Below are 20,027 nucleotides of genomic sequence, written 5' to 3'. Positions count from 1 at the left end.
CCCGTGACCGTCAGTCGGGGCTGAGCATGTAGCCCTCGCCGCGCACCGTCTGCAAGTAGCGCGGCTGTTTTGGATCGCTTTCGATCTTGCGGCGCAGGCGGGTGATCTGCACATCGACCGCGCGCTCCTGTGCCTGCCCGTCGTCGCGCCCCAGCTCCTCCACGAGCCGCGTGCGGCTGATCGCCTGTCGCAGGTTTTCGGCGAAGATACGCATGAGCTGCACCTCGGTCGCCGTGAGCTTGACCGGCATTCCGCCTCGGCTCAGTTCACCGCGCTCGATATCATATCGCGTAGGTCCCATTTGCACGATTTTGGGTTGTTTTTCCTCCGGCTCCGGCTCGGGCATCCGGCGCAGGATGGCGTTGATCCGCAGTAGCAGCTCGCGCGGCTCGAACGGCTTGGGCAGGTAGTCGTCGGCACCCGCCTCCAGTCCCTCGATGCGGTCGGTGGTTTCGCCCTTGGCGGTCAAAAGCAGGATCGGCGTGGAACTCGTTTCGCGCAGGACGCGGGTGAGATCCAGCCCGCTTTCGCCGGGCATCATCACGTCCATCACGATCAGGTCGAAGTCGAGCCCCGCCAGCACCCGCCGCGCATGGCCCGCATCGCGCGCGACCGACACGAGAAAGCCCTGGCGTATAAGGAACTTGCGCAGCAGGTCGCGGATACGCTCGTCATCGTCCACAATAAGCAGGTGCGGGGCTGGCTCGGTCATGTGTCGGACTCCCTGATCGCGTGGTAGAGGCTGCGCAACTCGGGCTCCATCATCGCCTCAAGCACCTGCCGGAATCCGGCCACCGCTTGCGGGCCGGCGGCGCGGTAGGCGGCGCGCATGCGCGCGCGCTGCGCGTCCGAAAGCTTGCGTTCCAGCGCCGCCCCGGCTTCGGTGAGGCGCAGGTTCCTCTCGCGCCGGTCGCTGGTGCCCACGCGGCTTTCCACCAGCCCGTCCTCTATCAGCGTGCGCAATACCCGGTTGAGCGATTGCTTCGTCACGCCGAGGATGGCGAGGAGGTTGTTGACGGTGGTGCCGGGGATGCGCGCGATGAAGTGCAGCGCGCGGTGATGGGCGCGGCCATAGGCCATGGTCGCGAGGATGCGGTCGGGATCGGCGGTGAAGCCGCGATAGGCGAAGAACATCGCCTCGATTCCCTGCCGCAACTGTTCGTCGGTGAGAAACAAGAGGTTCTCGCCACCCTGCATCTCTCCCATACCGGCACCCCGTTCACAAATCATCGTCCTTGAGATGACATTACGTCAGCTTTATTGACATTCCAAGATCGAATTGGTAGCGAATCGTGGAAACCGCGTAATTTTATGTCCGATGTGGTCGTAATTGGCGCAATAAATGGAAATACTGTGAAGGACTGGCTCATGGCAAGCTATGATGATCGCGACGGCAAGATCTGGATGGATGGCAAGCTCATCGATTGGCGCGACGCCAATGTGCACATCCTCAGCCACGCGCTGCATTATGCAAGCTCGGTTTTCGAAGGCGAGCGTTGTTACAGTGGCAAGGTATTCAAGAGCCGGGCGCACTCCGAGCGGCTGCTGAAATCGGGCGAGCTGATGGACATGCCGATCCCCTACAGCGTGGACGAGATCGAGGCCGCCAAGCGCGCGGTGCTCGACGCCAACGGGCTGAGCGATGCCTATGTGCGGGTGCTGGCGTTTCGCGGCGCGGGCGAGGACATGGGCGTAGCGGCCGCGCGCAACCCGATCCGCATGGCGGTGACCGCCTGGGAATGGGGCAGCTATTACGGCGACGCCAAGACCAGGGGCGCCAAGCTCGATATCGCCAAGTGGAAGCGCCCAAGCCCCGAGACCATCCCCGTCGCGGCCAAGGCGGCCGGCCTCTACATGATCTGCACCATGTCCAAACACGCCGCCGAGGCCAAGGGGTGCTCAGACGCTATGTTCCTTGATTATCGCGGATACGTGGCCGAGGCGACGGGGGCCAACATCTTCTTCGTCAAGGATGGCGAGGTGCACACGCCACTGCCCGACGCGATTCTGAACGGGCTGACGCGGCAGACGGTGATCGGCCTCTTGAAGGACCGGCAGATCAAGGTGCACGAGCGCCACATCATGCCAGAGGAACTGGAAGGGTTCGAACAGTGCTGGCTCACCGGGTCGGCCGCCGAGGTCACGCCGGTGGGGCAGATCGGCGATTACAGCTTCGAGGTGGGCGCAATGACCCGCGACATCGCGGAAGCCTACGAGGCGCTGGTGCGCGCCTGACGCAGGTGGCCGCGTCCCGCAGGCGTGGCGCCGGCCTCTCCGGCGCCCGCCCGCTCAGGCCGCGTAATCCGATCCTTCCGCGTCGAGGATGGCCTTCAACTCGTCGAGGTGACGCTCGGCCTGTTCGGGATACTCCTCGAGCTCGCGCGCGGTCTTTTCCGCCACGGCGTCCGAGAGCACCCGAAGCGACCGCCCGGTCTGGAGCGCGCGGATGTAGGTCTCGGCGGCGCGCTCGAAATAATAGAGGCGGTTGAACGTCTCGGCCACCGTGTCGCCGATCACCATGACGCCGTGATTGCCCATCACCAGCACCTTGTGCTGCGGATCGCGCAAAAGCCGCGCGCAGCGCGCGCCCTCGTCCTCGAACGCCAGCCCGCCATAGGCCTCGTCCACCACATGGCGATTGTAGAAGGTGGCGCAGTTCTGGTCGATGGGCTGCAGGCGGCTGTCCTCGAGGCAGGCGAGCACGGTGGCGTGGATCGAATGCACGTGCATGGCGCAGCGCGCGTGGCCGCAATGCCGATGCAGCCCGCCATGCAGCCCCCAGGCCGTCGGGTCGGGCGCGCCCGGCTTGTCCATGGTGTCGGGGTCGGTGGCGTCCACCTCGATCAGGTCGCTGGCGCGGATGCGGGCGAAATGCATCTGGTTGGGGTTCATCAGGAACCGCGTGCCGTCCTCGTTGATGGCGAGGCTGAAATGGTTGGCCACCGCCTCGTGCATCCCCAGCCGCGCGGTCCAGCGAAAGGCAGCGGCGAGGTCCACGCGCGCCTGCCAGTGCTCCATGTTGGGCTTGAGTTCGGTCACGCTCATACGTCTTTCCTTTCGTCATCGGTCAGGGGGCGCGAGGCCGCCCAGGCATAGCCGTTCTCGCACAGGATGCAGGTCTCGCGCAGTCCGTGCGGCTTGTTGGCGGGGGCCTGCAGGACGTGCCCGCCCGCGCCCTCCGCCCGCGCGGCGGCGTGGTCGGGGTCGCTGTCGAACAGGTGCAGCGACGCCCCCGCACCGCGCGGCGGGCTCTCGGGCACGAGGCCGAGCAGGGGGTGTGCCCCGTAGGTGTGATCGGCGTGCAACTGGATCAGATGGCCGTGGTAGTCCATGATCGCAAAATCCTCGCTCAGCCGGTGCGGCACCATGCCGAACACCTCCGCGAGAAAGGCTGCCTCTGCGGACACATCGCGCACCAGCAGGTTGAGGCCAAAGCCCCGCAGGCTTGCCCCGAACTGTGCCGGGCTGACGGTCTCGAGATTCATGCGCATGCTCCTTTTGGGGCGCAGCTTGATCGCGGCCCCCGCCCGTGTCAACGTGGCGCGCACATCCCCGCGACAGGACGCAGCCATGCCCCCCGCCGACCCGGATATTCCGCTCCTGCCACCCGATTTGCCCGGGCCAGAGGCCTTTACTTGCGCGCGCGCCGCGGTCGACCGGCTGTGCCTGCTCTACGAGCGTGGAACGCGGTTCCTGTGCGATGCATTCGCGGGCGCGATCACCGGCAAGATCCCGCCGCGGCGTGTCCGCGCGCTTTACCCCGAAATCCGGCTGACCACGACCACCTTCGCCACCATCGACAGCCGGCTGAGCTTTGGCCACGTCTCCTATCCCGGCACCTATGCCACCACCATTACCCGGCCCGACCTCTTTCGCGCCTATCTTGAGCAGCAGATCGGCCTGCTTCTGGACAATCACGGCGTGCCGGTCACCATCGGGCTATCGGAGACACCGATGCCCGTGCATTTCGCGGTGGCGGGCGAGGCGGCGCTCGACGTGCCGCAGGTGGGGGCGGCGGCGTTCACCTTGCGCGACGTGTTCGACGTGCCCGACCTCGCGACCACCAACGACGACATCGTAAACGGCACCTGGCAGCCGGTCCCCGATGGCACCCGCCCGCTCGCGCCCTTCACCGCGCAGCGGGTGGATTACTCGCTGGCGCGGCTGGCGCATTACACCGCCACCGATCCGGGGCATTTCCAGAACTACGTGCTGTTCACCAACTATCAGTTCTACGTGGCCGAGTTCGAGACCTTCGCGCGGCAGGCGCTTGGCACGCCCGAGAGCGGCTATACCGCCTTCGTGGTGCCCGGCAACGCCACGATCACCGGCCCCGATGCCGACCTGCCCGCGCCCGACCGGCTGCCTCAGATGCCCGCCTATCACCTCAAGCGCGCCGATGGCGCGGGGATCACGCTCGTCAATATCGGTGTGGGGCCGTCCAACGCCAAGACGGCGACCGACCACATCGCCGTGCTGCGCCCCCATGCCTGGGTGATGGTGGGCCATTGCGCGGGGCTGAGGAATTCGCAGTCGCTGGGCGATTTCGTGCTGGCCCACGCCTACCTGCGCGAGGATCGCGTGCTCGACGCCGACCTGCCCGCCTGGGTGCCGATACCGGCGCTGGCCGAGATCCAGATCGCCTTGCAGGAGGCGGTGGCCGCCGAAACCCAACTCGACGGGTTCGATCTCAAGCGGGTGATGCGCACCGGCACCGTGGCCAGCGTTGACAACCGCAACTGGGAATTGCGCGAGCATGCGGGCCCGGTGCAGCGGCTCTCGCAGTCGCGCGCCATCGCACTCGACATGGAGAGCGCGACGGTCGCCGCCAACGGCTTTCGCTTCCGTGTGCCTTATGGCACGCTTCTGTGCGTCTCCGACAAGCCGCTTCAAGGCGAGCTGAAACTGCCCGGTATGGCCTCGGATTTCTACCGGTCACAGGTCTCGCGCCACCTGATGATCGGGATTCGCGCGATGGAATCGCTGCGGCGAATGCCGCTCGAACGCATCCACAGCCGCAAATTGCGCTCATTCGAGGAGACAGCGTTCCTCTGACTGAGCGAAAATCGGCACAAAATGCGGGAAAAACCCTTGCTTTTGGCCCCTAGTCGTTGTGTTTGACCACATCATGGCGTTTAATCGCGCCACCGAGGCCCCAGAGACGGGCAGTGATACGAAGGAGACCGAACAATGGCGAAGCCGATGACCAAGACCCAGCTCGTTGCCGCACTGGCCGAGGAGATGGGCAGCGACAAGAAATCCGCCGGTGCCGCGCTCGACGCGGTGGTGGCCGTCGTCACCCGCGAAGTGTCGAATGGTGGCGCCGTGCCGCTGCCGGGCGTGGGCAAGATCTACTGCCGCGAGCGCCCCGAACGCATGGTGCGCAACCCCGCCACCGGCGAGCAGATGCGCAAGCCTGCCGACCGCCAGGTCAAGATGACCTTTGCCAAGGCGCTCAAGGACAGCGTCAACGGCTGACCGCTGCCGGGCCGCCCGGTGTTCCGGGCGGCCCCCTTTGGTCCGGGTTGGCAATTCTTCCCTTGCCCTCCGTGACCGCCTCCCTTATAGAGCCGCAATCCGCGCCCCGGCCCAGGCTGGGGATTCGTGCGTGATGAAATCCATCCACCGGGTTTCGGGTGACCCTGAGACGCTTGTCAGGGGCTCGCCGGTGTTTTGAGAAGGAAGTTATGGCGATGAATGCCAGCGATCTGCGTGACAAGACCCCGGACCAGCTCCGGGACGAGCTTGTCCGGCTCAAGAAAGAACAGTTCAACCTGCGGTTCCAGGCGGCCACCGGCCAGCTTGAGAACGCCGCGCAGATGCGCCGCGCCCGCCGCGACGCCGCGCGCGTAAAGACGATCCTCAACGAGAAGGCCCGCGGTGCGGCCGTCGAGCAGGGAGCCTGAGACCATGCCCAAACGAATCCTGCAAGGCACCGTCACTTCGGACGCCAACGCCCAGACCGTCACCGTTTCGGTCGAGCGCCGTTTCAAGCACCCGGTCCTGCAAAAGACCATCCGAAAGTCCAAGAAGTACCGGGCGCATGACGAAAACAACACCTTCAAGAAAGGTGACGCGGTGCGCATCATCGAGTGCGCGCCGAAATCCAAGTCGAAACGCTGGGAGGTGCTGGAGGCCTGAACCTTCGCACCATCCGGTTTGATCGAAACCCTGGGGGAAAGAGCCAGAACAGCCCCCACAGGTCGGGAGAAACCACATGATCCAGATGCAGACCAATCTGGATGTCGCTGACAACTCCGGCGCACGCCGGGTGCAGTGCATCAAGGTCCTGGGTGGGTCCAAGCGCAAGTATGCGTCCGTGGGCGACATCATCGTCGTCTCGGTAAAGGAAGCCATCCCCCGCGGCCGCGTGAAAAAGGGCGACGTGCGCAAGGCCGTCGTCGTGCGCACCGCCAAGGAGGTCCGTCGCGAGGACGGCACCGCCATCCGCTTTGACCGCAACGCCGCGGTGATCCTCAACAACGCAGGCGAGCCCGTCGGCACCCGTATCTTCGGGCCGGTTGTGCGCGAGCTGCGGTCCAAGAACTTCATGAAGATCATCTCGCTCGCCCCGGAGGTGCTGTAAGATGGCTGCGAAACTGAAGAAGGGCGACAATGTCGTCGTGCTCGCCGGCAAGGACAAGGGCCAGACCGGCACCATCCTCAGCGTCGATCCCAAGGCCGGCAAGGCCGTGGTCGAGGGCGTGAACATGGCGATCCGCCACACCCGCCAGAGCCAGCAGACGCAGGGCGGACGCATCCCCAAGGCGATGCCGATCGATCTCAGCAACCTCGCCATGCTCGACAAGAACGGCAAGGCCACCCGCGTCGGTTTCCGGACCGAGGGCGACAAGAAGGTGCGCTACGCCAAGACCACGGGGGACGCGATCGATGCTTGATACCGCAACCTATACCCCGCGCCTGCGCACGCAGTTCCGCGACACGATCAAGCCCGCTCTGAAGGAAGAGTTCGGCTATACCAACGACTTGATGATCCCGCGTCTTGACAAGATCGTGCTCAATATCGGCTGCGGCGCCGAGGCGGTGAGGGACTCCAAGAAGGCCAAGTCGGCGCAGGAAGACCTGTCCGCCATCGCAGGTCAGAAGGCGGTCACCACCACGGCACGCAATTCCATCGCCGGCTTCCGTCTGCGCGAGGGGATGCCGATCGGTGCCAAGGTCACGCTGCGCGGCGACCGGATGTATGACTTCCTCGATCGTCTCATCACCGTGGCCATGCCCCGCATCCGCGACTTCCGCGGCGTCTCGGGCAAGTCCTTCGACGGTCACGGCAATTATGCGATGGGCATCAAGGAACACATCGTCTTTCCCGAAATCAACTTCGACAAGGTCGACGAAGTCTGGGGGATGGATATCATCATCACAACCACGGCGAAGACCGACGCTGAAGCCAAGGCGCTGTTGAAGCTTTTCAACATGCCCTTCAACAGCTGAGCCGGGGGAGGATCAAGACATGGCCAAGAAAGCAATGATCGAGCGCGAGAAGAAGCGCCAGAAGCTGGTGGATCGTTACGCCAAGAAGCGTGCCGCGCTCAAGGAGATCATCAACGATCAGGACAAGCCGATGGAAGAGCGTTTCCGCGCCTCCCTCAAGCTCGCGCAACTGCCGCGCAACAGCTCGGCCACGCGCCTGCACAACCGCTGTCAGCTTACGGGGCGTCCGCACGCCTATTACCGCAAGCTGAAAATCAGCCGGATCGCGCTGCGCGACCTGGGCTCCGCCGGGCAACTGCCCGGCGTGGTGAAATCGAGCTGGTAAGGAGACCCGTGTGATGAACGATCCTATCGGCGATATGCTCACCCGTATCCGCAACGCGCAGATGCGCGGCAAATCCACCGTGCGCACGCCCGCCTCGAAGATGCGCGTTCGCGTGCTCGACGTGCTGGCCTCCGAGGGCTATATTCGCGGCTACGATGCTGCGACCGGCGCCAAGGGCCACCCGGAGCTGGAAATCAGCCTCAAGTATTACGAGGGCATCCCGGTCATCCACGAGATGAAGCGGGTCTCCAAGCCCGGCCGCCGCGTCTATATGGGCGTCAAGGACATCCCGCAGGTCCGTCAGGGTCTCGGCGTGTCGATTGTCTCCACCCCCAAGGGTGTGATGTCGGATGCAGCCGCGCGCGCAGCCAATGTTGGCGGCGAAGTGCTCTGCACGGTATTTTGAGGGAGGCCCGGACATGTCTCGTATCGGCAAGCAACCCGTGGCCCTGCCCGATGGCGTCACCGCCACGCTCTCGGGCCAGACCATCGAAATCAAGGGTCCCAAGGACGCCAAGACCTTCACCGCGACCGACGATGTGACCATCACCATCGAAGATGGCACCATCACGGTCACGCCGCGCGGCAAGTCCAAGCGCGCGCGTCAGCAATGGGGCATGACCCGCACGGTCATCGCCAACATGGTGCACGGAGCCAAGGAGAATTTCCGCCAGGAGCTGGAAATCCGCGGCGTCGGTTACCGCGCAGCGGTGCAGGGCAACGTGCTCAGGCTCAACCTCGGCTACAGCCATGACGTGGATTTCCCGATCCCCGACGGCGTGACCGTTACGGCGCCCAAGCAGACCGAACTGGTGGTCGAAGGCACCGACAAGCAGCTCGTCGGACAAGTCGCGGCCAATATCCGCGACTGGCGGCGCCCCGAGCCCTACAAGGGCAAGGGCATCCGCTACAAGGGCGAGTATATCTTCCAGAAGGAAGGCAAGAAGAAGTAAGGAACGCGACAGATGGCAAACAGCAAGAGAAAACTGTTCCAGAAACGCCGCCTGCGCGTTCGGAGCAAACTTCGCAAGGTGAATGCGGGGCGCGTGCGCCTCTCGGTGCACCGGTCGAACAAGAATATCAGCGTGCAGCTCATCGACGATGTGCAGGGCGTGACGCTGGCGGCGGCCTCGACCCTTGAAAAGGACCTGGGTTTCGTCGGCAAATGCACTGTCGAGGCGGCGGCCAAGGTCGGCGAGGCGGTTGCCGAGCGGGCAAAGAAGGCCGGGGTGACCGAGGCGTATTTCGATCGCGGCGGCTTCATCTATCATGGCCGCGTCAAGGCGCTGGCCGATGCCGCGCGCGGCGCCGGGCTGAAGATCTGAGGAGACGAGAGATATGGCAAGAGATGACAACCGCCGAGACCGTCGCGACCGCGACGAAGCTCCGGAATTCGCCGACCGTCTCGTCGCGATCAACCGCGTCAGCAAGACGGTGAAGGGCGGCAAGCGCTTCGGGTTCGCGGCGCTCGTCGTCGTCGGTGACCAGAAGGGGCGCGTCGGCTTTGGCAAGGGCAAGGCCAAGGAGGTCCCGGAGGCGATCCGCAAGGCCACCGAGGCCGCCAAGCGTGGCATGATGCGCGTTCCGCTGCGCGAGGGCCGCACCCTGCACCACGATATCGAGGGACGTCACGGCGCGGGCAAGGTGGTGATGCGCACCGCCCCGCACGGCACCGGCATCATCGCCGGCGGCCCGATGCGCGCCGTGTTCGAGATGCTGGGCGTTCAGGACGTGGTCGCCAAGTCGAACGGCTCGCAGAACCCCTACAACATGATCCGCGCCACGCTTGATGGCCTGCGCAAGCAGACCAGCCCGCGCATGGTCGCCCAGCGCCGTGGCAAGAAGGTCGCCGACATCCTGAAACGGGGTGACGAGGCACCGGCCGCCGAGCCGGCAGAAGCGTAAGGAGACCTGAGCATGGCAAAGACCATCACCGTCAAGCAGATCGGCAGCCCGATCCGCCGCCCCGAGAAGCAGCGCCAGACCCTGATCGGTCTGGGCCTGAACAAGATGCACAAGACCCGCGAGCTTGAAGACACGCCCGCGGTGCGCGGCATGATCGCCAAGATCCCGCACATGGTGCAGATCATCGAGGAAAAGGGCTAAGCGCCGTTTTCCTGAAAAGAAAACGGTCCGGAAACTTTTGAAGTTTCCGGTGGTCACAAATAAGCGCTCCGGTCAGGCATGGCCGGGGCGTTTTTCGTTCAGATCGGCTCCGCGCGTGCGATTGCGGCCCCCATCCGTCTCGACGCCTGGAGAAGCGGTCAACATGGTCTGATGGGCAGATTTGGCCTGAAGGGGACGTTGGGCACAACGCTTGAGAAGCCGCGCAGCGCCCGCCCGAGGGGGCGGTCGGGGCTGCGCGGCGGCGCGTTCCACGCCTTGATTCCGCGCATTGGCACCAAGGCCTGAACGACCGCTCCAGGCCAGCCGCACCCCCGCCGCTCCGCCCTAGGACGCGGCCTCGTCCGAAGGCACCCGCCCCACCACCACGCACCCCAGCGTCACCCGCAGCGCGTCGGCCAGTTCGTCCACCGTCTCGGTGGACACGAACAGCCCGCCGGTGGCATCGGGCAGGCATTTCGCCACCGTCTGCCCATCCAGCGCTTTTGCCTCGGGGCTGTTCCACGAGAACGGGTCATAGACCACGCGAAAGCCGATGACGTGTACGGTCAGCCCCGGCGCGGTCCCGGCAAGCTGCGCGCCCAATGCGCAGGGTGTGCCGCCGCAGGTCTCGTTGCCGTCGGTCACCAGCACCACGATCCCCTCATCGCCCAGCACGTCCGCCGCCGCCGCGACCGAGGCCGCGAGCGGCGTGAGGCCACCGGGGGCGAGCCCCTCTATCCCCGCTACCACCGCCGGGCCTGCATCGGCCCGGGGACCAAAGCGCAGGTCGATCCCCGCGCAGGCATGCGCGCCGCCTGGCCCGTAGGTCAGCAGCCCCACCCGCCGGTAGGGCGCGATATCCGGCATCGCCGCGCGCACCGCGCGGCGCGCGTCCTCGATTCTCGTGGGCGCGGTCGGGTCATGGCCCACCTCACCCATCGAGCCCGACCCGTCGAAGACCAGCATCGCGTCGCGCGCACACCCCGCCGCCGCCTGCGGCGCGGGGCCTGGCAGCGCGGTCAGGCTCAGGGCAAGGCAAAGGGGCAGGGCGCGCATCGGCAGGTTCCGTGACAGACTCTTCGCAGCGTAACGCGCCCGCGCCCGGTGTCCATAAAAAGGGTTTTGATGGTACCGCGCGGGCCAAGCGGCTAGGCTCGCCCCATGCAGACCATCGAATATTTCTATTCGGCCCATTCCGCCTTTGCCTGGCTCGGCTCGGCGCGCCTGTCGGAAATCTGTGCCCGCCGCGGCGCGCGGCTCTTGCACAAGCCCATCGAGTTGTCCCCGGTGGTGGAGGCGGCGGGCGGCCAGCCCTTCGCCGGGCGCACACAGGCGCATGTGGATTACTTCTTCGGCCGCGATATCGAGCATTGGGCCGAGTATCGCGGCGTCGCCGTGATCCACCGCCGCCCCACCCATCACGACGCACCGCTCGCCCTGCCCAACGGTGCGATCATCGCGGCGCAGGATGCGGGGCAGGGGGCCGATGCGCTGGCCCACGCGATTCTCGGCGCGCATTGGCGCGACGATGCCGATATCTCGGACCCGGCCACGCTCGCGCCGTTGATCGCGGGATGCGGGCTTGATCCCGACGCCATACTCGCCGCCGCGCGCGCCGCGCCGGTGCAGGCGCTGCACCGCACCAACACCGAAGAGGCGATCGCGCGCCATGTCTTCGGCTCGCCCACCTATGTTGTCGGTGGCGATCCGTTCTACGGGCAGGACCGGCTTGCATTGGTGGAACGCGCGCTCACCCGGACCTTTGCCCCCGGCACATGGCGCAACCCGCCCGTGGGCTGACAGATGGGCGGGCAACTCGGCCCTTGATCCCCGCGCGACCTCCGTCTATACGCCCCCGGTGGCCCGAGGGCCCTCATCAACCAGCAAAGCCGTGTTCGGCCGCTCCCGTCGCTGGGGGCCGCATCCGGCAAGGAGAAGCGACAATGAAACTGCACGAACTTCGTGACAACGACGGCGCGACCAAGCGCAAGAAACGCATCGGCCGCGGCCCCGGCTCTGGCATGGGCAAGATGGGCGGACGCGGCATCAAGGGCCAGAAATCCCGCTCTGGCGTGGCGATCAAGGGCTACGAGGGCGGCCAGATGCCGCTCTATCAGCGCCTGCCCAAGCGCGGCTTCACCAAGCCGAACCGCAAATCCTACGCCGTGGTCAACCTCGGCCTCATCCAGAAATTCGTCGAGGCCGGCAAGATCGACGCCGCCCAGCCGATCACCGAGGACGTGCTCGTGGCCTCGGGCCTCGTGCGGCGCAAGCGCGACGGCATCCGTGTGCTGGCCAAGGGCGAGGTGAGCGCCAAGCTCGACCTGCAGGTGTCCGGCGCGTCGAAATCCGCTGTCGCGGCGGTCGAGCAGGCCGGGGGCAACCTTACCGTCACGACGGCGCAGGCCGCCGAATAAGAGGTTGTGAGCGGGCCCCGGCCCGCTTACATACGCCTCAGGTTTTCCGATGACGCCGCCTGAGCTGAAAACCGGCTTTGGCGGCGTTCGCACATGAGAGAGACCCGCGCATGGTATCTGCAGCAGAGCAAATGGCCGCCAACACAAGCTGGTCCGCACTTGGCAAGGCCACCGATCTCCGCAACCGCATCCTGTTCACGCTCGGGCTGCTGATCGTCTATCGCCTCGGCACCTTCATTCCCGTCCCCGGCATCGACGGCGCCGCGCTGCGCGAGTTCATGGAGGGCGCGCAGGCCACCATCGGCGGGATGCTGTCGATGTTCACCGGCGGTGCGCTGGGGCGGATGGGCATCTTCGCGCTCGGCATCATGCCCTATATCTCGGCCTCGATCATCGTGCAGCTTCTCTCGGCGATGGTGCCCACGCTTCAGCAGTTGAAGAAAGAGGGCGAGCAGGGCCGCAAGAAACTCAACCAGTACACGCGTTACGGCACGGTGGGGCTTGCGACGCTGCAAAGCTACGGCCTCGCGGTCAGCCTGCAATCGGGCGACATGGTCACCGATCCGGGTCTGTTCTTCATCGCGTCGTGCATGATCACGCTGGTCGGCGGCACCATGTTCCTGATGTGGCTGGGCGAACAGATCACCGCGCGCGGTGTGGGCAACGGCATCTCGCTGATCATCTTCGTCGGCATCATCGCCGAGGTTCCCGCGGCCCTGGCACAGTTCTTCGCCTCCGGTCGCTCGGGCGCGATCAGCCCGGCGGTCATCATCGGCGTGATGGTGATGGTGGTGGCGGTCATTGCCTTCGTGGTGTTCATGGAGCGCAGCTTGCGCAAGATCCACATCCAGTACCCGCGTCGGCAAGTGGGGATGAAGGTCTATGACGGCGGCTCGTCGCACCTGCCGGTCAAGGTCAACCCGGCGGGCGTGATCCCGGCGATCTTTGCCTCCTCGCTGTTGCTTCTGCCCGCCACGGTGGGGACGTTCTCGGGTAATGCCACCGGCCCGGTGATGTCCACGATCCTCGCCTATTTCGGCCCGGGACAGCCGCTTTACCTGTTGTTCTTCACCGCGATGATCGTGTTCTTCACGTATTTCTACACGTTCAACGTGGCGTTCAAGCCCGATGACGTGGCAGAGAACCTCAAGAACCAGAACGGGTTTGTGCCCGGCATCCGCCCGGGCAAGCGCACCGAGCAATTCATCGAATACGTCCTCAACCGCATCCTCGTGCTGGGGTCGGCCTATCTCGTGGCGGTCATGCTCCTGCCGGAAATCCTGCGCAGCCAGTTCGCGATCCCGTTCTATTTCGGCGGCACGTCGGTGCTGATCGTGGTCTCGGTCACGATGGACACGATCCAGCAGGTGCAATCGCATCTCCTGGCCCATCAATACGAGGGGCTGATCGAGAAATCGCAACTGAGCGGCAAGGGCCGCAAGAAGGGACGCCGCAAGGGAGGGACCCGCCGATGAACATCATTCTTCTGGGACCACCGGGCGCGGGCAAGGGCACGCAGGCGCAGATGCTTGTCGAGAGCCGCGACATGATCCAGCTCTCCACCGGCGACATGCTGCGCGAGGCCAAGGACAGCGGCTCCGAGATGGGCCGGATCGTGGCCGACGTGATGGCGCGCGGCGACCTTGTGACCGACGAGATCGTGATCGGTCTCATCCGCGAGAAACTGCAGGGCGAAAAGCGCGGCGGGTTCATCTTCGACGGCTTTCCGCGCACGCTGGCGCAGGCAGACGCGCTGGCCGACCTGCTCGACGAGCAGGGCGAGACGCTCGACGCCGTGGTAGAGATGCAGGTCGATGACGATACGCTGGTCAAGCGCATCGTCGGTCGCGCCGCCGAGGCGGCGGCGGCCGGGCAACCCGTGCGCGCCGACGACAACGAGGAGAGCGTCCGCCGCCGGTTGATGGAGTATTACAAGAAAACCGCGCCGCTCATCGGCTATTACCACGCCAAGGGCAAGCTTGCGCCGGTCGATGGCATGGGCAGCATGGACGAGGTCAAGGCGGCCATCGCGGCGACGCTTGACAAATGACAGGACGGGGGCTTGACGCCCCCTTCATTTCCCCATAACCAACCCTATCTCGCACGCGAGAGCGATTCCCGCCGGGGGCGGCCCGGTGGTATCGACATCCCGAATTCAGCTGCGGCCCGGAGCGGTAAACGCCTCGGGCCTGCGTTGTGAAAAAAGGTTCTGGAGCTACGGAACCGCAACGAAAAGGAAGAGACACTTGGCACGTATCGCCGGCGTTAACATCCCGACATCGAAACGGGTGCCCGTCGCCCTCACCTACATCACCGGAATCGGCCCCTCCTCGGCACGGGCAATCTGCGAGGCCACCGGCATCGACCAGGCCCGCCGCGTCAACGAGCTCTCGGACGCCGAGGCATTGGCCCTGCGCGAGCATATCGACGCCAACTTCACCGTCGAGGGCGACCTGCGCCGCGAAACGCAGATGAACATCAAGCGCCTGATGGACCTCGGCTGCTATCGCGGCCTGCGCCACCGCCGCAACCTGCCGGTCCGTGGCCAGCGCACCCATACCAACGCCCGCACCCGCAAGGGCCCGGCGAAACCCATCGCCGGCAAGAAGAAATAAGGGAGGGCAGCAGATATGGCACGCGATACCAAACGCACGAAGAAGAAGGCCTCCAAGAACATCGCCACAGGCGTGGCGCATGTGAACTCGTCCTTCAACAACACCAAGATCCTGATCTCCGACGTGCAGGGCAACGCCATCGCATGGTCGTCGGCCGGCACCATGGGTTTCAAGGGCTCGCGCAAGTCGACCCCCTACGCCGCGCAGCTTGCCGCCGAAGACGCGGGCAAGAAGGCGCAGGAACACGGGATGCGCACGCTCGAGGTCGAGGTTCAGGGCCCCGGCTCGGGCCGCGAATCGGCGCTGCGCGCGCTCGCGGCAGTGGGGTTCAACATTACCTCGATCCGCGATGTGACGCCGATCGCGCATAACGGCTGCCGCCCGCCGAAGCGTCGCCGCGTCTGATCGGATCGTTTACCAAGCGGGCCGCGCCATCCGCGCGGCCCGCCACGTCATTTTAAAACCTCGGGCGTCGCGGCCCACCGGACATGGGGCGGCGACAGGAATGGAGGGATGCATGATCCACAAGAATTGGGCCGAGCTGGTCAAGCCGACACAGCTCGAGATCAAGCCGGGCAACGATCCGCTGCGCCAGGCGGTTGTCGTGGCCGAGCCTCTCGAGCGCGGCTTCGGCCTCACGCTCGGCAATGCGCTGCGGCGCGTGCTGCTCTCGTCGCTCCAGGGCGCGGCCATCACCGCGGTGCAGATGGACAACGTGCTGCACGAGTTCTCCAGCGTCCCGGGTGTGCGCGAGGATGTCACTGACATCGTGCTCAACCTCAAGGGCGTGGCCATCCGCATGGAGGTCGAAGGACCCAAGCGGCTGACCGTCAACGCCAAGGGGCCGGGCATCGTCACCGCCGGTGACATCTCCGACAGCGCCGGCATCGAGATCCTCAACCGGGAACATGTCATCTGCCACCTCGACGAGGGGGCGGAATTCTACATGGAACTGACGGTGAATACCGGCAAGGGCTATGTCGCCGCCGACAAGAACAAGCCCGAGGACGCGCCCATCGGCCTGATCCCGATCGACGCGATCTATTCGCCGATCACCAAGGTCAGCTACGAGGTGCAGCCCACCCGCGAGGGGCAGGTGCTCGATTACGACAAGCTGACCATGAAGATCGAGACCGACGGCGCCATCACCCCCGAGGATGCCGTCGCCTATGCCGCGCGCATCATCCAGGATCAGCTGTCGATCTTCGTCAACTTCGACGAGCCGGAATCGGCAGGCCGCCAGGACGACGACGACGGGCTGGAATTCAATCCGCTCCTGCTCAAGAAGGTGGACGAACTCGAACTCAGCGTGCGGTCGGCCAACTGCCTCAAGAACGACAACATCGTCTATATCGGCGATCTCATCCAGAAGACCGAGGCCGAGATGCTGCGCACGCCGAACTTCGGCCGCAAGTCGCTCAACGAGATCAAGGAAGTGCTCTCGGGCATGGGGCTGCACCTCGGCATGGATGTCGAGGACTGGCCACCGGACGACATCGAGGACCTCGCAAAGAAATTCGAGGACGCCTTCTGAATTACGGGGACGGAAACTTCAAAAGTTTCCGTTCCGATTTCCTTTCAGGAAATCGGTGCTCCCAAACACCCGGGCAATCCCGCCCCAAGGAGAGCGGCTGACACGCATCAGACCGCCAGACAAAGCAAAAACGCTTAGGAGATGGAAAATGCGTCACGCAAGAGGATACCGCCGCCTGAACCGCACCCACGAGCACCGCAAGGCGCTGTGGGCGAACATGGCCGGCTCGCTCATCGAACATGAGCAGATCAAGACCACCCTGCCCAAGGCCAAGGAACTGCGCCGGATCGTGGAAAAGCTCGTCACGCTGGGCAAGCGCGGCGATCTGCACGCCCGCCGCCAGGCCGCGGCGCAGCTCAAGCAGGAGTCCCACGTTGCCAAGCTGTTCGACGTGATCGGACCCCGCTACAAGGACCGGCAGGGCGGCTATGTGCGCGTGCTCAAGGCCGGGTTCCGCTATGGCGACATGGCGCCGATGGCGATCATCGAATTCGTCGAGCGCGACGTCGATGCCAAGGGCGCCACCGACCGTGCCCGCGTCGCCGCCGAGGAAGCCGAAGAAGAATAAGCCAGGCCAACCAGTTGGCAAGGCCCTGACCCCCGCCCTCACCGGCGGGGGTTTTGCGTCTGTGGTTTGGGTATTCGGACCAGGAAAAAGCGCGAGGCTTGCATTGCCAGCCCCCGCCCCGCATATCTCGGGGCGTCCGGTTAATCACGAGAAAGGCCGCTCTTCGTGTTCCGAAGCCTCTGTCTTGTCCTGACCCTGCTCGCCGCGCCTGCCGTCGCCGATATGCGCGTGCCGGGCAGCGCGACCGAGATCGCCACGGGCTTTGTCCCGGTGGTGAAACAGGCCGCCCCGGCGGTGGTCAACATCTACGCCAGCCGCGTCGTCGAACGCCGCCGCAGCCCGTTCATGGGCGATCCGTTCTTCGAGCGGTTCTTCCGCGAATTCGGCCCCGCCCGCCCGCGCGTGCAGAATTCGCTCGGCTCCGGCGTGATCCTGTCCGAAGACGGGATCGTGGTGTCGAATTACCACGTCGTGGGCGAGGCGACGGATATCCGCGTGGTCCTCAACGACCGGCGCGAATACGCGGCCCGCGTGCTTCTGGGCGACGAGGAGGCCGACGTCGCAATCCTCCAGATCGAGGATGCGCCAAAGCTGCCCGCCTTGCGCCTGCGCAACAGCGACAGCGTCGCGGTGGGCGAGCTTGTGTTGGCCATCGGAAACCCGTTCGGCGTGGGCCAGACGGTCAGTAGTGGCATCGTGTCGGGGCTGGCGCGGTCGGGCACGGCGATGGGCTCGTCGCGGGGTTATTTCATCCAGACCGACGCGCCGATCAACCCCGGCAATTCCGGCGGCGCGCTGGTGGATGTGAATGGCCAACTCATTGGAATCAACACCGCGATCCTGTCGCGCTCGGGCGGGTCGAACGGCATCGGGTTTGCCATCCCCGCCGACCTCGTGGCGCAGTTCGTGGCGCAGGCACGGGCGGGTAACGAGAGCTTCGAGAGGCCCTGGGCCGGGCTTTCAGGGCAGATCGTGACCCCCGACATGGCCGAGGGGCTGGGCCTCGACCGGCCGCGCGGGCTGGTGATCTCGCAGGTGCATCCGCAGAGCGTATTCGCCGGGCGGCTCGCCCCCGGAGATGTGGTCGTCGCCGTCGATGGCGAACCCGTCAACAGCCCCGCCGAGATGGTCTATCGCCTGTCGCTCGCAGGCGTCGGGGCCGAGGCCAACGTCACCCGCGTGCGAGAGGGCGCAACCTCGGAGATCGCGGTGACGCTCACCGCCGTGCCCGAGACCCCGCCGCGCGACCGGCGCGTGACAGGGCGCGCGGCGGCACTGCCCGGCGTGGCGCTCGTGACCATCAACCCTGCCGTCATCGAGGAATTCCGCCTGCCGCTCGGGGCGACAGGCGTGCTGATCGAAGAGCCGGGCCCCTATGGCGCGCGCGCCGGGCTGCGGGCGGGTGACATCCTGCGCGAGATAGGCGGGCAACCGATCCCCGACAGCGCCGCCGCCGCCGCCGCGTTGCGTGCCGTGGACCGGGTTCTGGTGCTGGGCATCGTGCGCGACGGGCGCCGCCTGTCGCTGCGGCTGCGGCTCTGAGCGTGGCGGACCTGTTCGATACCGCGCCCGGGGAAGAGCCCCCCGTCACTGCGCCGCGCCCGCTGGCCGACCGGCTGCGTCCTCGCGCCCTGTCAGAGGTGATCGGGCAGGCGGCGATCCTCGGCCCCGAGGGCGCGCTTGGCGCGATGCTGGCGGCGGGCAGCCTCGGCTCGCTCGTGCTGTGGGGGCCGCCGGGCGTGGGCAAGACCACCATCGCGCGGCTGCTGGCGGACGAGACCGATCTGCATTTCGTGCAGATCAGCGCCATTTTCAGCGGTGTGCCCGAGCTGCGCCGAGTGTTCGACGAGGCGCGCCACCGCCGTTCGCAGGGGCAGGGCACGCTGCTTTTCGTGGACGAGATCCACCGCTTCAACCGCGCGCAGCAGGATGCGTTCCTGCCGCATATGGAGGATGGCACGATCCTTCTGGTGGGGGCGACCACGGAAAATCCGTCCTTCGAGCTCAACGCCGCACTTCTGAGCCGGGCGCAGGTGCTGGTGCTCGAGCGGCTCGACCTCGCCGATCTCGAGCTTCTGGCGCAGCGCGCCGAGCAGGAAATGGGCCGCGCCTTGCCGCTCGACGGCCCGGCGCGCGAAAACCTGCTGGAGATGGCCGATGGCGATGGTCGCGCGCTTCTCAACCTGATCGAGCAGGTGGCGGCGTGGCGCGTCGAGGGCAGGCTCGATACCACGGCGCTGACCGGACGGCTGATGAAGCGCGCGGCGCAATACGACAAATCGGGCGATGCACATTACAACCTCATATCGGCACTGCACAAATCGGTGCGCGGCTCGGACCCGGATGCCGCGCTCTACTGGCTTGCGCGGATGCTCGCAGGGGGCGAGGACCCGCGTTACCTGGCGCGACGCATCACACGGATGGCGATCGAGGATATCGGCCTCGCCGACAGCCACGCGCAGACCGTCTGCCTGCACGCCTGGGAGATATACGAGCGCCTCGGCAGCCCCGAGGGGGAACTGGCACTGGCGCAGGCCGTGATCTACCTCGCGCTCGCGCCGAAATCGAACGCGGGCTATGCCGCTTACAAGGCGGCCCTGCGGGATGCGAAGAAGACCGGTAGCGAGCCACCCCCCAAGCATATCCTGAATGCGCCCACCTCCCTGATGAAGGAGCAGGGTTACGGCGCGGGCTACGAATACGACCACGATGCCGAGGACGGGTTCTCGGGACAGGATTATTTTCCCGAGCGCATGAAACGCCCGGTTTACTACATGCCGCCCGAGCGCGGTTTCGAGCGCGAGCTGAAAAAGCGGCTGGATTACTTCGCGCGACTGCGCGCGCGGCGGGGCTGAGCGGCGCGCGATGCTGCGACGCGGCGATCCGGTTCACCTTATCTTATTGATTTGCAAAAGCTTGTTATCAACGCTGGAAACCGGGGTTATTTCGTGTTTTGATACCGACATGTCGTTTTTGAGCATCCTGACAGGGCCTCTGACAAGGAAGC

General features: G+C 65.6%; 29 protein-coding genes. 24 read left to right on the top strand and 5 right to left on the bottom strand.

The features are described 5' to 3' along the window. Positions 1–10 precede the first annotated feature (10 nt). Together CRJ03_RS01830 and CRJ03_RS01825 are read right to left on the bottom strand one after the other, a co-directional pair. A complete protein-coding gene (locus CRJ03_RS01830; RefSeq protein ID WP_104017218.1) occupies positions 11–712 on the bottom strand; it encodes a response regulator in 702 nt (233 codons plus the stop codon). After that, positions 709–1,206, bottom strand: a complete 498-nt coding sequence (locus tag CRJ03_RS01825) for a MarR family winged helix-turn-helix transcriptional regulator (RefSeq protein ID WP_104017217.1) — start codon at positions 1,204–1,206, stop codon at positions 709–711. The genes CRJ03_RS01830 and CRJ03_RS01825 overlap by 4 nt, the downstream gene beginning before the upstream one ends. 162 nt (positions 1,207–1,368) lie before the next feature. Between CRJ03_RS01825 and CRJ03_RS01820 the strand changes: the two genes are divergently transcribed. Beyond that, positions 1,369–2,235, top strand: a complete 867-nt coding sequence (locus CRJ03_RS01820) for a branched-chain amino acid aminotransferase (protein WP_104017216.1) — start codon at positions 1,369–1,371, stop codon at positions 2,233–2,235. Positions 2,236–2,289: 54 nt separating this feature from the next. On the opposite strand, the gene CRJ03_RS01815 is transcribed toward CRJ03_RS01820, so the two are convergent. Together CRJ03_RS01815 and CRJ03_RS01810 are read right to left on the bottom strand one after the other, a co-directional pair. After that, positions 2,290–3,045, bottom strand: a complete 756-nt coding sequence (locus tag CRJ03_RS01815) for a class II aldolase and adducin N-terminal domain-containing protein (protein ID WP_104017215.1) — start codon at positions 3,043–3,045, stop codon at positions 2,290–2,292. Beyond that, complete coding sequence (locus CRJ03_RS01810) at positions 3,042–3,485, bottom strand: VOC family protein (RefSeq protein WP_104017214.1); 444 nt, start codon at positions 3,483–3,485, stop codon at positions 3,042–3,044. Before CRJ03_RS01810 ends, CRJ03_RS01815 begins: the two co-directional genes overlap by 4 nt. 85 nt (positions 3,486–3,570) lie before the next feature. On the opposite strand from CRJ03_RS01810, the gene CRJ03_RS01805 reads away from it, so the two are divergent. From CRJ03_RS01805 to rpmD, 13 genes are all read left to right on the top strand, one after another. Beyond that, complete coding sequence (locus CRJ03_RS01805) at positions 3,571–5,055, top strand: AMP nucleosidase (RefSeq protein WP_104017213.1); 1,485 nt, start codon at positions 3,571–3,573, stop codon at positions 5,053–5,055. Between the two features lie 135 nt (positions 5,056–5,190). Next, the gene (locus CRJ03_RS01800) at positions 5,191–5,478 is read left to right on the top strand and encodes an HU family DNA-binding protein (RefSeq protein WP_104017212.1); all 288 of its coding nucleotides are present in this window, start codon (positions 5,191–5,193) and stop codon (positions 5,476–5,478) included. Between the two features lie 215 nt (positions 5,479–5,693). Continuing rightward, complete coding sequence (rpmC, locus tag CRJ03_RS01795) at positions 5,694–5,906, top strand: 50S ribosomal protein L29 (RefSeq protein ID WP_104017242.1); 213 nt, start codon at positions 5,694–5,696, stop codon at positions 5,904–5,906. A 4-nt stretch (positions 5,907–5,910) separates the two neighbouring features. Then, positions 5,911–6,141, top strand: a complete 231-nt coding sequence (rpsQ, locus tag CRJ03_RS01790) for a 30S ribosomal protein S17 (RefSeq protein WP_104017211.1) — start codon at positions 5,911–5,913, stop codon at positions 6,139–6,141. Between the two features lie 76 nt (positions 6,142–6,217). After that, positions 6,218–6,586, top strand: coding sequence for a 50S ribosomal protein L14 (rplN, locus tag CRJ03_RS01785; protein WP_104017210.1), 369 nt, complete (start codon positions 6,218–6,220; stop codon positions 6,584–6,586). 1 nt (position 6,587) lies between these two features. Beyond that, positions 6,588–6,899 (top strand): 50S ribosomal protein L24, encoded by a 312-nt coding sequence (rplX, locus tag CRJ03_RS01780; protein WP_104017209.1) that lies wholly within the window; start codon positions 6,588–6,590, stop codon positions 6,897–6,899. Further along, entirely contained in the window at positions 6,892–7,455 is a 564-nt protein-coding gene (rplE, locus tag CRJ03_RS01775; RefSeq protein ID WP_104017208.1) for a 50S ribosomal protein L5, read from the top strand. The genes rplX and rplE overlap by 8 nt, the downstream gene beginning before the upstream one ends. Before the next feature lie 19 nt (positions 7,456–7,474). Then, positions 7,475–7,780: a 30S ribosomal protein S14 gene (gene rpsN / locus CRJ03_RS01770; RefSeq protein WP_104017207.1), complete on the top strand. Its 306-nt coding sequence runs from the start codon at positions 7,475–7,477 to the stop codon at positions 7,778–7,780. 13 nt (positions 7,781–7,793) lie between these two features. Next, on the top strand, positions 7,794–8,186 hold the full coding sequence (gene rpsH, locus CRJ03_RS01765; RefSeq protein ID WP_104017206.1) for a 30S ribosomal protein S8: 393 nt from the start codon (positions 7,794–7,796) through the stop codon (positions 8,184–8,186). Positions 8,187–8,199: 13 nt separating this feature from the next. Next, positions 8,200–8,733 (top strand): 50S ribosomal protein L6, encoded by a 534-nt coding sequence (rplF, locus tag CRJ03_RS01760; RefSeq protein ID WP_104017205.1) that lies wholly within the window; start codon positions 8,200–8,202, stop codon positions 8,731–8,733. A gap of 12 nt (positions 8,734–8,745) precedes the next feature. Then, positions 8,746–9,105, top strand: a complete 360-nt coding sequence (gene rplR, locus CRJ03_RS01755) for a 50S ribosomal protein L18 (RefSeq protein ID WP_104017204.1) — start codon at positions 8,746–8,748, stop codon at positions 9,103–9,105. Between the two features lie 13 nt (positions 9,106–9,118). Continuing rightward, positions 9,119–9,685: a 30S ribosomal protein S5 gene (gene rpsE / locus CRJ03_RS01750; RefSeq protein WP_104017203.1), complete on the top strand. Its 567-nt coding sequence runs from the start codon at positions 9,119–9,121 to the stop codon at positions 9,683–9,685. A 12-nt stretch (positions 9,686–9,697) separates the two neighbouring features. Beyond that, the gene (gene rpmD / locus CRJ03_RS01745; protein ID WP_104017202.1) at positions 9,698–9,886 is read left to right on the top strand and encodes a 50S ribosomal protein L30; all 189 of its coding nucleotides are present in this window, start codon (positions 9,698–9,700) and stop codon (positions 9,884–9,886) included. A gap of 345 nt (positions 9,887–10,231) precedes the next feature. On the opposite strand, the gene CRJ03_RS01735 is transcribed toward rpmD, so the two are convergent. Continuing rightward, positions 10,232–10,942: a vWA domain-containing protein gene (locus CRJ03_RS01735; RefSeq protein ID WP_104017200.1), complete on the bottom strand. Its 711-nt coding sequence runs from the start codon at positions 10,940–10,942 to the stop codon at positions 10,232–10,234. Between the two features lie 105 nt (positions 10,943–11,047). On the opposite strand from CRJ03_RS01735, the gene CRJ03_RS01730 reads away from it, so the two are divergent. The 10 genes from CRJ03_RS01730 to CRJ03_RS01685 all read left to right on the top strand — a co-directional run bounded on the left by CRJ03_RS01730 (position 11,048) and on the right by CRJ03_RS01685 (position 19,875). Further along, positions 11,048–11,686, top strand: a complete 639-nt coding sequence (locus tag CRJ03_RS01730) for a 2-hydroxychromene-2-carboxylate isomerase (protein WP_104017199.1) — start codon at positions 11,048–11,050, stop codon at positions 11,684–11,686. A gap of 143 nt (positions 11,687–11,829) precedes the next feature. Further along, on the top strand, positions 11,830–12,303 hold the full coding sequence (rplO, locus tag CRJ03_RS01725; protein WP_104017198.1) for a 50S ribosomal protein L15: 474 nt from the start codon (positions 11,830–11,832) through the stop codon (positions 12,301–12,303). Between the two features lie 110 nt (positions 12,304–12,413). Next, positions 12,414–13,778: a preprotein translocase subunit SecY gene (secY, locus tag CRJ03_RS01720; RefSeq protein WP_104017197.1), complete on the top strand. Its 1,365-nt coding sequence runs from the start codon at positions 12,414–12,416 to the stop codon at positions 13,776–13,778. After that, positions 13,775–14,353 carry an adenylate kinase gene (locus CRJ03_RS01715; protein ID WP_104017196.1) on the top strand — a complete coding sequence of 193 codons (579 nt, stop codon included), beginning with the start codon at positions 13,775–13,777 and terminating at the stop codon, positions 14,351–14,353. Before secY ends, CRJ03_RS01715 begins: the two co-directional genes overlap by 4 nt. Positions 14,354–14,549: 196 nt before the next feature. After that, positions 14,550–14,918, top strand: coding sequence for a 30S ribosomal protein S13 (gene rpsM / locus CRJ03_RS01710; RefSeq protein WP_104017195.1), 369 nt, complete (start codon positions 14,550–14,552; stop codon positions 14,916–14,918). A 15-nt stretch (positions 14,919–14,933) separates the two neighbouring features. After that, positions 14,934–15,323, top strand: coding sequence for a 30S ribosomal protein S11 (gene rpsK, locus CRJ03_RS01705; RefSeq protein ID WP_104017194.1), 390 nt, complete (start codon positions 14,934–14,936; stop codon positions 15,321–15,323). Between the two features lie 112 nt (positions 15,324–15,435). Next, entirely contained in the window at positions 15,436–16,452 is a 1,017-nt protein-coding gene (locus CRJ03_RS01700) for a DNA-directed RNA polymerase subunit alpha (RefSeq protein WP_104017193.1), read from the top strand. Between the two features lie 148 nt (positions 16,453–16,600). Next, the gene (gene rplQ / locus CRJ03_RS01695; RefSeq protein WP_104017192.1) at positions 16,601–17,020 is read left to right on the top strand and encodes a 50S ribosomal protein L17; all 420 of its coding nucleotides are present in this window, start codon (positions 16,601–16,603) and stop codon (positions 17,018–17,020) included. A 165-nt stretch (positions 17,021–17,185) separates the two neighbouring features. Further along, positions 17,186–18,562 (top strand): trypsin-like peptidase domain-containing protein, encoded by a 1,377-nt coding sequence (locus tag CRJ03_RS01690; RefSeq protein WP_104017191.1) that lies wholly within the window; start codon positions 17,186–17,188, stop codon positions 18,560–18,562. Between the two features lie 2 nt (positions 18,563–18,564). Further along, a complete protein-coding gene (locus CRJ03_RS01685; protein ID WP_104017190.1) occupies positions 18,565–19,875 on the top strand; it encodes a replication-associated recombination protein A in 1,311 nt (436 codons plus the stop codon). The last annotated feature ends 152 nt before the right edge of the window (positions 19,876–20,027 follow it).

The sequence above is a fragment of the Roseovarius nitratireducens genome, assembly GCF_002925845.1.
In the GTDB taxonomy this organism is placed as follows: Bacteria; Pseudomonadota; Alphaproteobacteria; order Rhodobacterales; family Rhodobacteraceae; genus Roseovarius; species Roseovarius nitratireducens.
The sequence above is the reverse complement of the archived record's forward strand: the minus strand, read 5'-3'. Positions and strand labels throughout refer to the sequence as shown.

Excerpts from the sequence above, each read along its gene's own strand:
- rplR (WP_104017204.1), top strand. The coding sequence starts at position 8,746 with ATGGCAAACAGCAAGAGAAAACTGTTCCAGAAACGCCGCCTGCGCGTT.
- rpmC (WP_104017242.1), top strand. The coding sequence starts at position 5,694 with ATGAATGCCAGCGATCTGCGTGACAAGACCCCGGACCAGCTCCGGGAC.
- CRJ03_RS01820 (WP_104017216.1), top strand. The coding sequence starts at position 1,369 with ATGGCAAGCTATGATGATCGCGACGGCAAGATCTGGATGGATGGCAAG.
- CRJ03_RS01730 (WP_104017199.1), top strand. The coding sequence starts at position 11,048 with ATGCAGACCATCGAATATTTCTATTCGGCCCATTCCGCCTTTGCCTGG.
- rplE (WP_104017208.1), top strand. The coding sequence starts at position 6,892 with ATGCTTGATACCGCAACCTATACCCCGCGCCTGCGCACGCAGTTCCGC.
- rpsN (WP_104017207.1), top strand. The coding sequence starts at position 7,475 with ATGGCCAAGAAAGCAATGATCGAGCGCGAGAAGAAGCGCCAGAAGCTG.
- rpsQ (WP_104017211.1), top strand. The coding sequence starts at position 5,911 with ATGCCCAAACGAATCCTGCAAGGCACCGTCACTTCGGACGCCAACGCC.
- CRJ03_RS01810 (WP_104017214.1), bottom strand. The coding sequence starts at position 3,485 with ATGAATCTCGAGACCGTCAGCCCGGCACAGTTCGGGGCAAGCCTGCGG.
- CRJ03_RS01715 (WP_104017196.1), top strand. The coding sequence starts at position 13,775 with ATGAACATCATTCTTCTGGGACCACCGGGCGCGGGCAAGGGCACGCAG.
- rpsH (WP_104017206.1), top strand. The coding sequence starts at position 7,794 with ATGAACGATCCTATCGGCGATATGCTCACCCGTATCCGCAACGCGCAG.
- rpmD (WP_104017202.1), top strand. The coding sequence starts at position 9,698 with ATGGCAAAGACCATCACCGTCAAGCAGATCGGCAGCCCGATCCGCCGC.
- CRJ03_RS01805 (WP_104017213.1), top strand. The coding sequence starts at position 3,571 with ATGCCCCCCGCCGACCCGGATATTCCGCTCCTGCCACCCGATTTGCCC.
- CRJ03_RS01825 (WP_104017217.1), bottom strand. The coding sequence starts at position 1,206 with ATGGGAGAGATGCAGGGTGGCGAGAACCTCTTGTTTCTCACCGACGAA.
- rpsK (WP_104017194.1), top strand. The coding sequence starts at position 14,934 with ATGGCACGCGATACCAAACGCACGAAGAAGAAGGCCTCCAAGAACATC.
- CRJ03_RS01830 (WP_104017218.1), bottom strand. The coding sequence starts at position 712 with ATGACCGAGCCAGCCCCGCACCTGCTTATTGTGGACGATGACGAGCGT.
- CRJ03_RS01800 (WP_104017212.1), top strand. The coding sequence starts at position 5,191 with ATGGCGAAGCCGATGACCAAGACCCAGCTCGTTGCCGCACTGGCCGAG.
- CRJ03_RS01700 (WP_104017193.1), top strand. The coding sequence starts at position 15,436 with ATGATCCACAAGAATTGGGCCGAGCTGGTCAAGCCGACACAGCTCGAG.
- rplX (WP_104017209.1), top strand. The coding sequence starts at position 6,588 with ATGGCTGCGAAACTGAAGAAGGGCGACAATGTCGTCGTGCTCGCCGGC.
- rplQ (WP_104017192.1), top strand. The coding sequence starts at position 16,601 with ATGCGTCACGCAAGAGGATACCGCCGCCTGAACCGCACCCACGAGCAC.
- CRJ03_RS01815 (WP_104017215.1), bottom strand. The coding sequence starts at position 3,045 with ATGAGCGTGACCGAACTCAAGCCCAACATGGAGCACTGGCAGGCGCGC.
- rplO (WP_104017198.1), top strand. The coding sequence starts at position 11,830 with ATGAAACTGCACGAACTTCGTGACAACGACGGCGCGACCAAGCGCAAG.
- rplF (WP_104017205.1), top strand. The coding sequence starts at position 8,200 with ATGTCTCGTATCGGCAAGCAACCCGTGGCCCTGCCCGATGGCGTCACC.
- CRJ03_RS01735 (WP_104017200.1), bottom strand. The coding sequence starts at position 10,942 with ATGCGCGCCCTGCCCCTTTGCCTTGCCCTGAGCCTGACCGCGCTGCCA.
- rplN (WP_104017210.1), top strand. The coding sequence starts at position 6,218 with ATGATCCAGATGCAGACCAATCTGGATGTCGCTGACAACTCCGGCGCA.
- secY (WP_104017197.1), top strand. The coding sequence starts at position 12,414 with ATGGTATCTGCAGCAGAGCAAATGGCCGCCAACACAAGCTGGTCCGCA.
- rpsE (WP_104017203.1), top strand. The coding sequence starts at position 9,119 with ATGGCAAGAGATGACAACCGCCGAGACCGTCGCGACCGCGACGAAGCT.